General features: G+C 38.1%; 12 protein-coding genes and 1 tRNA gene. 11 read left to right on the top strand and 2 right to left on the bottom strand.

The features are described 5' to 3' along the window. Window positions 1-502 (top strand): Uma2 family endonuclease (locus PN471_RS16995; protein WP_271777850.1); only part of this gene is annotated, 502 nt, incomplete at its 5' end. Window positions 503-718: 216 nt separating this feature from the next. Next, window positions 719-949 (top strand): hypothetical protein, encoded by a 231-nt coding sequence (locus PN471_RS16990; RefSeq protein ID WP_271777849.1) that lies wholly within the window; start codon window positions 719-721, stop codon window positions 947-949. 51 nt (window positions 950-1,000) lie between these two features. Here PN471_RS16990 and PN471_RS16985 read toward each other — a convergent pair whose 3' ends face one another. Then, complete coding sequence (locus PN471_RS16985; RefSeq protein WP_271777848.1) at window positions 1,001-3,700, bottom strand: CBS domain-containing protein; 2,700 nt, start codon at window positions 3,698-3,700, stop codon at window positions 1,001-1,003. Window positions 3,701-3,970: 270 nt separating this feature from the next. Between PN471_RS16985 and psbZ the strand changes: the two genes are divergently transcribed. From psbZ to PN471_RS16940, 9 genes are all read left to right on the top strand, one after another. Next, entirely contained in the window at window positions 3,971-4,159 is a 189-nt protein-coding gene (gene psbZ / locus PN471_RS16980) for a photosystem II reaction center protein PsbZ (protein WP_168465880.1), read from the top strand. 326 nt (window positions 4,160-4,485) lie between these two features. Continuing rightward, window positions 4,486-4,977: a 6,7-dimethyl-8-ribityllumazine synthase gene (gene ribH, locus PN471_RS16975; RefSeq protein ID WP_193898234.1), complete on the top strand. Its 492-nt coding sequence runs from the start codon at window positions 4,486-4,488 to the stop codon at window positions 4,975-4,977. 133 nt (window positions 4,978-5,110) lie between these two features. Beyond that, a tRNA-Gly gene (locus PN471_RS16970) sits at window positions 5,111-5,182 on the top strand. Between the two features lie 202 nt (window positions 5,183-5,384). After that, the gene (locus tag PN471_RS16965; protein WP_193898236.1) at window positions 5,385-5,792 is read left to right on the top strand and encodes a hypothetical protein; all 408 of its coding nucleotides are present in this window, start codon (window positions 5,385-5,387) and stop codon (window positions 5,790-5,792) included. 4 nt (window positions 5,793-5,796) lie between these two features. After that, the gene (locus PN471_RS16960) at window positions 5,797-7,062 is read left to right on the top strand and encodes a glutamate-5-semialdehyde dehydrogenase (RefSeq protein ID WP_193898238.1); all 1,266 of its coding nucleotides are present in this window, start codon (window positions 5,797-5,799) and stop codon (window positions 7,060-7,062) included. 107 nt (window positions 7,063-7,169) lie between these two features. Then, window positions 7,170-8,360: a hypothetical protein gene (locus tag PN471_RS16955; RefSeq protein ID WP_271777847.1), complete on the top strand. Its 1,191-nt coding sequence runs from the start codon at window positions 7,170-7,172 to the stop codon at window positions 8,358-8,360. 13 nt (window positions 8,361-8,373) lie between these two features. Next, window positions 8,374-8,964: a hypothetical protein gene (locus tag PN471_RS16950; protein WP_271777846.1), complete on the top strand. Its 591-nt coding sequence runs from the start codon at window positions 8,374-8,376 to the stop codon at window positions 8,962-8,964. A gap of 168 nt (window positions 8,965-9,132) precedes the next feature. Beyond that, complete coding sequence (locus PN471_RS16945) at window positions 9,133-9,348, top strand: hypothetical protein (RefSeq protein ID WP_271777845.1); 216 nt, start codon at window positions 9,133-9,135, stop codon at window positions 9,346-9,348. A gap of 147 nt (window positions 9,349-9,495) precedes the next feature. Then, window positions 9,496-9,786, top strand: coding sequence for a 4a-hydroxytetrahydrobiopterin dehydratase (locus PN471_RS16940; protein ID WP_271777844.1), 291 nt, complete (start codon window positions 9,496-9,498; stop codon window positions 9,784-9,786). A 65-nt stretch (window positions 9,787-9,851) separates the two neighbouring features. On the opposite strand, the gene PN471_RS16935 is transcribed toward PN471_RS16940, so the two are convergent. Continuing rightward, entirely contained in the window at window positions 9,852-10,883 is a 1,032-nt protein-coding gene (locus tag PN471_RS16935) for a hypothetical protein (RefSeq protein WP_271777843.1), read from the bottom strand. Window positions 10,884-10,955 lie beyond the last annotated feature (72 nt).

Below are 10,955 nucleotides of genomic sequence, written 5' to 3'. Positions count from 1 at the left end.
TAGTCCTAATCAGAAAAAATCAGAATTTTTCCGAGGTCCAGATTTTTTTGTTGTATTGGGAACAGAACGCAAAACTCGGAAAAGTTGGGTAGTTTGGAATGAAGATGGTAAATATCCCAATGTAATTTTAGAAATTCTCTCCCCAACTACAGCGAATACAGATAGAGAATACAAAAAAGAACTTTATCAAAACACTTTCCGCACCCCGGATTATTTTTGGTTTGATCCTTATACACTAGAATTTGCAGGTTTTCATTTATTAGATGGAAAATATCAACCTCTAGAAGCAAATGAAAAAGGACATTTATGGAGTGAGCAATTAGATTTATATTTAGGGATTCATGAGGGATTATTGCGGTATTTTACACCAGAAGGAAAGTTAGTTTTTACCCCTGAAGAAACCGCAGAACAGGAAACCCAAAGGGCCGAAAAGGAAGCGAGAAAATCAGAACGTTTAGCAGCAAAATTGCGGGAGTTAAATATAGATCCTGATACAATTTAATCTACAATCAAATGTAGGTTGGGTAAGCGATCGCGAAGCGCTCCCCAGGAATCGCGCCACCTAACAAAAGTTTTCATAATATGTTTTAATAATATGATGTTGGGTTTTGTTCCGATTGCTCCGCGTTCACGCAGTGTTCCGCAGGGATACGTTTACGTTCCACAACCCAAGCTACGGAACTAAACTCTGTTTTTGTAGCAAAGATTAATTATAACTATGCCTTACAGTGATTTTACACTAAAAAAAGTCCGTCAGGATTTAGCGATCGCCATCCATGAAGGAGGACGGTTTTTTCCAGATGTACCTCCTGTAAAACCTGATGATTTGCTACGTCAAGAACTAGAAGAAGGTTTACCATTGGTACTTGCACGAGGTAGTCAAAAAGCTCGTTCTGAATGGATTATTAGCCCTGTATTAACAGCAGTTCGACGATTATTAGATGTGTAATATTTGCTGGATGTTTGAATTTGCATATCAACCTCATATTTTTAATATCAATTACCCCGGATAATGCTTGGCTAAAAATTCTTGTGCTTCTGCTTTATCCTTAATTATACCATCTACAGTTGCAGTCAATAAATCATCAAGTATTTGCTTATATTGGGGACTAGGTTTATAACCCAATTGTTTTAAATCATTCCCATTTAAGAGGGGTTGAATATTTCCCCAATTTGTTAAATATTGCCAAATCTGTCTTCTGATTTTCCGGGGACTGTGCAAAGCAATTAAAATTAAAGTTTGCAAATCATATTTTCTGAGTAAATAGAGAGTTTGACTAGGTTTTTCAAAAGTCGGTAATAATATACTTATCTCAGATTCAACTGTAAATAATTTCTCTAATCTGATAATACTATCATCAGTTAATTGCAGATTTCTAGCTACTTTTCCTCGATATTCTGGTTGTAAATAGGCAATTAATACTTCTAGACGCATTTGCCAATTTATTAAAGTTTGTTTTTTGTCAAATTTCCTGAAACAGTGTTTTAATAAATTTAATTGTCGAGAAAGTTCTCCATCTAATTTTAGAGTAGGATGAATACATTGTAAAGCCCTCAAATTATCCAGCAATTCTAAAGCTGATTGCCAATAAGGTGCTGCTAATATATATTTTAATTCGGTTTTTAACCGAGTTTGCAAAGCTGGAGTTTTACTATTTTCTTGACTTGTTCGATCATAAACTCCGCTATTTATCGCATAACGAATATAGGCTTCTGTTTGGGGTTCTAGGGAAAATCCAAACCGCACCGCAAACCGCACTCCGCGATAAATCCGAGTCGGATCTTCAATAAAACTATTAGGGTGTAAAATCCGAACTTGCTGATTTTGTAAGTCTATAAAACCACCAAAAAAATCTAATAATTCACCAGCACGGGGAGAAGTTAACCGCAAAGCCATTGCATTAATTGTAAAATCTCGCCGATATAAATCTTGGCGAATGGAACTAGCTTCAACTTCTGGATTTGCTGCTGGATAAGGATAAAACTCGGTTCTTGCTGTGGCAATATCTACCCATAATGAGTCTAATACTAAATCTTTATGCCATAATAAAGCCGCAGTTTGAAAAGCGCCATGAATTTCTAATCTCGCATTTGGATAAATTTGCTGTAAGGCTTTAGCTAATTCTACACCTGCACCCACATCTGCGGTTTTATGAAAACCATCAACAACTAAATCAATATCATTAATTATTAAACTGCGAGTTTCCGCTTCTGCTAATAGTAAATCTCGCACAGCACCACCCACTAAATAAAGATGCCAACCGCGTTTTTCTGCTTCTTGAGATGCGAGACTGAGTAATTGCCAAAGCTGAGGAGTGAGACGTTTTTCTAATTCAGTATTGAGTCCTAAATTTCGAGAATAATTATCAGTTGTTAATTCTATATTTTGAATGGTTAATTGATGTAATTCTCTTAAAATATCGGTGCGGGTGACAATACCAACTAATTGCCCCTGATCTAATACTGGTAATCTGCCGATATCATAAGTCACCATTAAAGACTCAATTTCTGGTAAAGAAGTATCGGGGGTAATTGTCTTTAAATTACTTGTCATATAACCTTTAACTGGTGCATGACTAAACCCATGATGTAAAGCAATATCTAAATCCCGACGGGAAATAATTCCGATTAATAAATCTTGATTATTAACTATAGATAAACCTGAATGTCCATAACGCAATAAAATCCGTTGGGCTTCGGCTATGGTAGTTTCGGGGCGAATTGTTCGCACTGGCGAAGACATTAAATCTCTAGCTGTGGGCGGATGGGGAATTTGGGCTTTTAAACTATCTAATAATTGTTGTAAAACGGGTTGGGAATCTGTAGTGCGGAGGTTGAGAGATGCTGCTTGGGAATGTCCCCCACCACCATGAGGTTGAAATAAGGAATTAAGATTTGTTTGGGGAATTTGTGTTCTCCCAATTATTGTTAATCGCCAATCATCTTCACCTAAAGGATATTCATTTGCTAACAGTACAGCATCGGTTTCTGTTAAATCAATAATTTCGGAAGCTAAACCTGATAAACCGGGGACAAAACCATCGGTTTTTAGTGTCACCCAAGCAATTGTATATCCCCGCAAACAAAGATATTCTAAATTCTCTAAAGCTGTACTTAATAATTGTTGTAATTGTGGTGATAAACCAGGATCTCGATAGGTAGAAATAACTGATAAATTTGCCCCTTGCTGCATTAACCAAGCTAAAGCTAAAGCGTCTCTGGCTGTAGATTGTTTATAGGTTAATGAACCTGTATCAACATGAATACCCAAAGCCATTACAGTTGCTTGGGCAGAATTTAGAGAAATATTATTTTTCTGCAATTCTTCTACCATTAAGGTAGTTGTCGCGCCTACTTCGTCAATATATAATTGGGTGGTGGGAATGTCTCTATTTTGTCCAAAATGATGATCATAAACGATGATTTCTTGGATATTGGGTAAATCGAACCAGATAGCGGCTTTACCAAGGCGATCGCGCTTTTGAGTATCCACAACCATTAAAGAGCGAATCTTTTCAGGATTTACGGAACGTTTTTCAATCAAGGGGTACTCATCACGGTGTAAGGCCAAAAAGTCCCGCACAGGAGGATGTGCGCCCCCAGTCAAGACAATTTTACTCCCTGGTTTCAGACAAGTTAACCCCACTGCTGCCCCCAAAGCATCAAAATCCGCAGTTGTGTGACAAAGAATTAAATCCATGTATTTAAGGTGACAGGGGACAGGTGCTACGCCACGGTGACAGGTGACAGGTAACAGAGAAGATAATTTCTATCTTAATCATTTTCCCAATCCCCGAAAGAAAAAAACAGATTGGAAGATCAGAAGTGAGCAACTGTTACAAACCAGACGTAAAATATTAATTGATCAGGCGATGCCTTGTGAGTTCATAAGGTTCACTGAAAACCCTAAACTGTTTATACAGCAGCAGTTCCGGGAAAACTAAGATTTAGTTATGTTGGGAAAAACAAAATGAGCATAGTATTTCAAATCGCTTTAATATCATTAGTCCTGTTCTCCTTCGTGCTTGTGATTGGTGTACCTGTTGTTTACGCTACTCCTCAAAACTGGGTAGAATCTAAAAAACTCCTCTGGGTTGGTTCAGCAATTTGGGCCGCTTTAGTCGTGTTAGTTGGTATATTAAACTTTTTTGTGGTTTAGTTGAATGCTTTAAGTATTCACTAGCGCATACCGTACAAACTTTTGGGAGCAGAAAAGCTCAGGTAAAAGAGTCAAAAAGAAAAAACTTTATTTTTTCAATATCTTCGCCATTTTTTGTAGGTTGGATTAAGCAACAGCGCAAACCGAAGCATTTGTTGGGTTTCCTTACTTCAACCCAACCTACTAATCAGGCTTTTTTCAGTTTTGCGAAGGTATTGTTTTCTCAACGACTTTTTTCTGATTGTGCTTTCCTGCTCTTCTGTTTTGCTGGCAGAAAAGTATATTAGTAAAGCAGTTATTCTATCTAAATTTATTTAGAGGCAGTTATGGCAGTTTTTGAAGGAAATTTTCAGCACACCGAGTCTTTGCGCTTTGCATTGATTATCGCTCGCTTCAATGATCTTGTCACCTTGAAATTAGTAGAAGCATGTAAAGACTGCTTAAAGCGTCATGGTATAGATCCTGACCCCGAAGGACAGCAAGTAGATTATGTATGGGTTCCTGGTAGTTTTGAAGTTCCTAATGTAGCCCGTCAGTTAGCAATATCTGGCCGTTATGATGCCATAATTTGCCTTGGTGCAGTCATTAAAGGACAAACACCGCATTTTGATTATGTATCGTCAGAAGTTTCTAAAGGTATTGCTGCGGTTAGTTTCCAAACAGGTGTGCCGGTAATTTTCGGCATTTTAACCACAGATACCATGCAGCAAGCCTTAGAACGAGCCGGCATCAAGAGTAATCATGGTTGGGAATATGCTATGAATGCTATAGAAATGGCTAGTCTCATGCGCCAATTACGCCCAAATTTAGCAAGTTAATTGGGTGATGGGTAATAGGTGATGGGTAATTGGTTAAAAATTCTTGCCACTGACAACTGACAACTAAAAAAAGTTGAGCTAAGGGGTTGACAAAGCTGAATATATCTGGAATAATAATTTTATTGGTGAGTTCGCGGGTGTAGCTCAGTGGTAGAGCGCAACCTTGCCAAGGTTGATGTCGTGGGTTCGAATCCCATCACCCGCTTTCTAGTTAAAGTTGATATATTAAAATAACACTAAAGATTGTCCATCACTGCTAAATTTGTCAACGGTGGATTTTTAGTTCGGGAGTTTCTCAGAAAACTTTCCCAGCTATATTATTAGACGCAATTTCAAAGTTTCCCATACTGATTTTCAGGAAAATTGGGGAATAATGTAAAAAACCGCCCAAGTTATTCATCTCGCTTGTGCAACCTCAAAAACCAGATAAAATTGACTTAAATAAGGAATATGCTTGTCCTTGTCGTCGCAATGGACAGTTAATTCCCATTACACTCACAGAAGCGTTTGGATGCGATCGCTGTCAGCAGATTTTTGTTGTCGAAGAAAATGGATATGTATTGGAACAACTTTCTACTACTTATCCTTACAAGCGTGCTTGGCGCTGGAAAGGCAATAACTGGCAAATTGTTCAACCCCGGTTAGGACAAAACTATTTACCAATAACACTCAGCATTATTTTTGTGTTAGTGATCATATGGCTACCATTAGCCCTACGATTAGCTAATAGTTCCAACATCATAGCTTGGGCAATTGTAGCATTGCTATTGGTAATTCTGCCAGCACTAATGGTCTGGCTTACTTACAGACGTTAACTCCATGACAGGTGAAGTGATTGATGATTACCCCGAACCGATGACAAGTGCTAACCGCGCTTTTCAGGCTTCCTTAAAATTGGGAACGACGAAGGGGATAGATAGGAGTCGCGCTGTGTTAGCAATGGCACAAGCGATAGAAAGTGATTTTGATGAAATTCTCGAAGCTAATACGCTGGATTTAGAAGCAAGTCGAGAAATGGCAGTTCCCGAATTAATTCTGGACTGGTTGAAGCTAACTCCCTCTCGGTTGGAGAATACGATTAAAATTCTGCAACGATTGGGAGAACTATCTGATCCTTTACGCCGGGTGAGAACTGCTGATTATCAACAGGAAGACTCTCAAAGCTATACTCAATTGATGCCTTTGGGGGTGATTGCCTTTATTTATGAGGCTTTCCCGGATTTGGGGGCGATCGCTGCTGGTTTTTGCATAAAAACGGGCAATAGTATTATTCTTAAAGGTAGTACGGAGGCTAGTAATTCTAATACTGCGATCGCTAACGCCTTGCAAACAGCCATTACCAAAGTCGGATTACCCGCAGGTTGTGTAGAATTAATCACCGCTGAACATGGTGCTTCAGTGCGAGACTTAGTTACCCAAGATCAGTATTTAAGTTTAGTTATTCCCTACGGACGTTCCAGTTTAATTCAACAGGTAGTCAGACAAGCAACCTGCCCAGTGTTAAAATCAGCAATGGGTAATTGTTATCTGTATTGGTCAGTAAATAGTAGCTTAGAAATGATTCGCTGGATGATTATGGACAGCCATGAAAGCGAACCAGATCAAGTCAATGCCATTGAAAAAGTTTTAGTGCATCGTCAAGCCTTACCATCTTCCTTATCAGTGCTGTGGAGTAGCTTGAAAGAAAAAGGTTTTCAACTTAAAGGAGATGCAGAATTAGTTGCAGCATTTCCCCAATTGCAATTAGCCAAAGATGAGGAATGGGGAACACCGTATTTAACCAAAACAGTGGCTTTTAAGTTAGTGGATAGTTTAGAAAGTGCGATCGCTTGGATTAACCAATATAGTAGCAGTCATGCTGATAGTATTGTCACTGAATCCTACCAAGAAAGTCGCCAATTTGCATTAGGAGTAAATAGCGCTTCCACCTACATCAATGCTTCCCCGCGTTTTTCCCGTCACTCCTCACGGGGAGAGGCTGTATTTTTAGGAATGTCCAATCAAAAAGGCCATCGTCGGGGATTTATTAGTTTGGAAACATTGACAACGGTGAAGCATATTGTTCAGGGAAATGGACGGTTTTAATAGTGAGTTGTGAGAAATAAAACTGTTATATATTTATAATAATCATTAAAGATATTCAGCTATTTCTCACAGGACGCACAATTTCGTAAACAGAGAGTTTAAGTTATATGTCAAACCGACTAAAGCTTTTTCGGGAAAGAATGGCAGCTTTTGAGGGTGCAGCAAATCCATCAGAAGCAATTGAAAGTGGTTATTATGTCCACGCACCAGGAAAGTTACTTGTAGATAATATCTCAAATCGTATAGCTTTGCGTCCCTCTTCTTCACATCTTCTTGTAGGAGGAATTGGATCTGGGAAAACAACTCAATTGTTAGTTGCTTGTCAGCAAATTAATGAGATAGAAGATATTCATGCAATATATATAGATGTTAGTGAATATACAGATATTTCTAAAATAACAAGTGGTGTTTTAACTGCGATTGCAGGATTAGAAATTGCTAAACTCATTCAAGATAGTACAGATAAAAATATTATAGAATCTGTCGAATTAATTCGTGATCTTGCAAATGGTTATGCATCCTACAACTACGACGAATATCCTGAGCCGCATGAATATGATGAAGTTATTATAGTAAAAGGTATTATTCCAAAGAAATCAGAAGGATATGGGATAAGTTTAAAGTTAGTAAAAACGGTCAGTGAATTAACTAAATATACTTCAGAAAAATATGGAAATCTAGTTCTTCTATTTGATGGATTAGATAGGCTTGATGATGCTAAAATGTTTATGCAGCTTGTGTTTTCAGATGCAAAGGCAATATCATCTGCGGGTGTTGGTCTAGTATTAGTAGGTTCTTTAACTGCAATTTATGGAAATTATCATGATACCATTAATAAAAGTTTAGACTATTTTTACTATCAGCCGTTTTTTGATGTTGAAAATGATCCAGAAGCTTATAAATTCTGTGAGAAAATTATTCAAACTCGCTCATCAGAAGATTTTATAGAAGAATCAGCAATTAAAGCTTTGATTCGCTTTTCTGGTGGGGTTTTACGAGACTTTATTACTCTGACACAAGCCTCCATTGAGGAAACATATCTATCAGGTGAAGATAGAGTACAAGAAAAACAAGTTTTAAAAGCTGTTGATTCAACTGGTAGGAATCAATTACTTGGTATATCAGATAATGAACTGAAAGTTATTAAGCAAGTTCTTCAAACAGGAACATTTATTCCTAGAACTGACGAAGATTTGCGATTATTGGTAAGAAGAGTAATTCTTGAATATAGATATCCAAAACTACGTTATGCAGTTCATCCAGCTATTAAACCACTACTAGAACAAATACCAGTTTAAAACTATTTTTAAAATGAGTAATTTTATTAAATCACTTTCTATTGATGAATTTTTACAGCGAATTGGCTCACAGCCAAACGGAAATACTTGGTCAGCACTCATTACTGCAAATTTAGATAGTCAGCAATTAGTAGGTGATTTACAAGAAATATTAACTATTTTTGCAGAATGCGAAGTGGGATGTTTCTCTGCAAATGATGAGACTAACACTCTAGTAAAGCAAATTAAGAAAGCAACTGAAGATTATTTAATTCTGTGGAACTTTGAACAATGGGATAAAAATAATTGGTATGAATTTGATTGTATGAGAAGTTCGTTGATGAGAAAACGCGGATTAGTGCTGATTTTATCACCAGAATCAGCAAAAACTATGTTTTCTTATGCTCCAAATATTGTGAGTTGGCTCGGTTCTAGGGTATATTCATTTTTAAAAGATACAGAATTACTCAGTGTTGAAGAAATTCAGGAAAGACTAGCGACACTTCGAGAATGGTCAGGTTTCACTGACTCTCAAATAATCGAAATGGCTGAAACTCGAACTTTACCACCTGAACCTGAATATGCTGAATGGCTTGTGCTTCTGGAAAGGGGAGATTTAATTTGAGCAGTAAGAGTGACTGGGAGCAAATTTGTGAGAATGTACAAGCACGATTATTAGAAAAGACTCCCCTAACAGTGAAAAGTGCTAACTTCTTGCGAAGTGAGATTTTGAGGTGTTTAACAAAAGCCTGTGATGATAAGCTTTTAAACAAAGAATATTATTCTAAAATTTATGAACTACTCAAAATTTTTAGAAGATAACCCAACTAAATTTTTACGATTTGATCTAAATTTACCAGAACACAATAATGACAATCAAGGAAAACGATTTCATCTACATCCAGGTAATGATGACTTAATGATTCATGCTTCCCCAATGTCACCACTAGAAATTCTGCATTTATTTTTATATGATTTAAAAATGCCTGAACGTCCACGCAGTTCATAGGAACTTGTAATTGTCAGAATCAGGATCTTGTGAATCTGCAATCTGCTATATCTACAAATATTACTCAAAAGATAGAAGCTCAAACACACAAAAAAGATGATAATTAAATAGGATTAGTATCTATAAATCTCTGTGTAGGTGAGAAAAATGGCAGCACAAAAATTGAGCGAAACTGAACTAACATTAGCTCTGAATAGTTTACCAGGATGGCAAATCAAAGAAGGCAAATTATACAAAGAATATAAATTTAGCTCCTTTGCCACGGCGTTGGGTTGGATGGTTAGTGCGGGTGTTCACGCGGAAAAACTTGGACATCACCCGGAATGGTTTAATGTTTACAATACTGTTCAGGTTAATCTTGTTACCCACGATATCGGTAATGCTATTAGCAATTTAGATGTGGAACTGGCGAAGAAAATGGAGGAAATTTATAGGTAGGGGCAAACCCCCTGTGGTTGACCGAAATATAGGGGTAGGCACGGGGGAGCTACCCCTACAAAGTCCTAACTCGTTTCCTGAATCTGTAATCTGATGGTGTGTTCTATTGTCCCGCTTAATTGCAGTTCCATGATTTCTCCTCCTAGTGGTTCTATGCAGGTGAGGAGCGATCGCAAATTAGGCGTACTTGCACCAGTATCTACATATAATCTATCTGCTAAACTACTAATTTTTTTCCAGGTCATATACAATTTGCCGATGGTTTGTTCAATTTGCGATGCTTGATTTACCAAGTCAGCAGCAATACTTAAACAACCGACCCTTTGCGCTTCTTCTAATGCGGTTTCAATATCCACATCTTCGGCTATTAAGGCTTGGACTTGGGCAGCAGATTTGAGATATTTGGCTAATTGCCTAGCTTCTGAAGTGGCTTGTTTGACAGTATCAACATCAGGATTGGCGGCTATATCCCTTTGTAATGCCTTTTGGTGCAATTCGGGCAGTTTTTCCATTTCCTTGACCAGAGGGGCAATGTAGCGCGGTGGGAGGCTGTTATCTGCGGCTTTTTCCCTGACTTCTTCCGGTAATAAATCGGAAGACATGGCTGTCCATTCGTCACTGAGTTGACGGACTTCTCTGCGGGTAATGCGATCGCCTTTCTCCGCAGCTTCACTCACCATCTGTTGTACTTCTGGAGACGCTTTGGCAGTTTCTACAAATGCCCGTTTACTGAAGTTATTAACTGTATCTGGGTTGAGTTTGCCATCGGATATCAAGGTATCAGCACTATTGGCTAATTGAATCCAACTGTATGCCTGGGTTTTGCTGATTTCTCGTTCTTTGAGCCATTTGAGAAAGCCTGTCCCCCGTCCATCTCCGCCCTTTTTCTCACGGTCACGAATAGAACGTAAAATGCGACCACGCCAAATTTCTGTTTGCAAGTCAAAGCGATCGCATACCTGCCATGCTACATCAAGTTGTTGTAAAAAGTCAGATTCAGGAATTTGTTCATCTTCTGGATCAGGCAATGCAAAGTCTAAATCTGCTGGCTGTTGGAGTGCAGCCGCAATATCATTCATGGAGTCGGTATCTTGCACGATAGATAGCTGGTTGAGGTATGCGATTTAGCTTATGTTCACACAACTTGCGTCTAGAAAATCGGTGAATCA

It is taken from the genome of Aphanizomenon sp. CS-733/32, assembly GCF_028330045.1.
Classification (GTDB): Bacteria; Cyanobacteriota; Cyanobacteriia; order Cyanobacteriales; family Nostocaceae; genus Dolichospermum; species Dolichospermum gracile.
Note: the sequence above shows the minus strand (reverse complement) of the source record. Positions and strands in the feature narration are given on the sequence as shown.

Excerpts from the sequence above, each read along its gene's own strand:
- PN471_RS16990 (WP_271777849.1), top strand. The coding sequence starts at position 719 with ATGCCTTACAGTGATTTTACACTAAAAAAAGTCCGTCAGGATTTAGCG.
- ribH (WP_193898234.1), top strand. The coding sequence starts at position 4,486 with ATGGCAGTTTTTGAAGGAAATTTTCAGCACACCGAGTCTTTGCGCTTT.
- PN471_RS16955 (WP_271777847.1), top strand. The coding sequence starts at position 7,170 with ATGTCAAACCGACTAAAGCTTTTTCGGGAAAGAATGGCAGCTTTTGAG.
- PN471_RS16960 (WP_193898238.1), top strand. The coding sequence starts at position 5,797 with ATGACAGGTGAAGTGATTGATGATTACCCCGAACCGATGACAAGTGCT.
- psbZ (WP_168465880.1), top strand. The coding sequence starts at position 3,971 with ATGAGCATAGTATTTCAAATCGCTTTAATATCATTAGTCCTGTTCTCC.
- PN471_RS16940 (WP_271777844.1), top strand. The coding sequence starts at position 9,496 with ATGGCAGCACAAAAATTGAGCGAAACTGAACTAACATTAGCTCTGAAT.
- PN471_RS16985 (WP_271777848.1), bottom strand. The coding sequence starts at position 3,700 with ATGGATTTAATTCTTTGTCACACAACTGCGGATTTTGATGCTTTGGGG.
- PN471_RS16945 (WP_271777845.1), top strand. The coding sequence starts at position 9,133 with ATGAACTACTCAAAATTTTTAGAAGATAACCCAACTAAATTTTTACGA.
- PN471_RS16950 (WP_271777846.1), top strand. The coding sequence starts at position 8,374 with ATGAGTAATTTTATTAAATCACTTTCTATTGATGAATTTTTACAGCGA.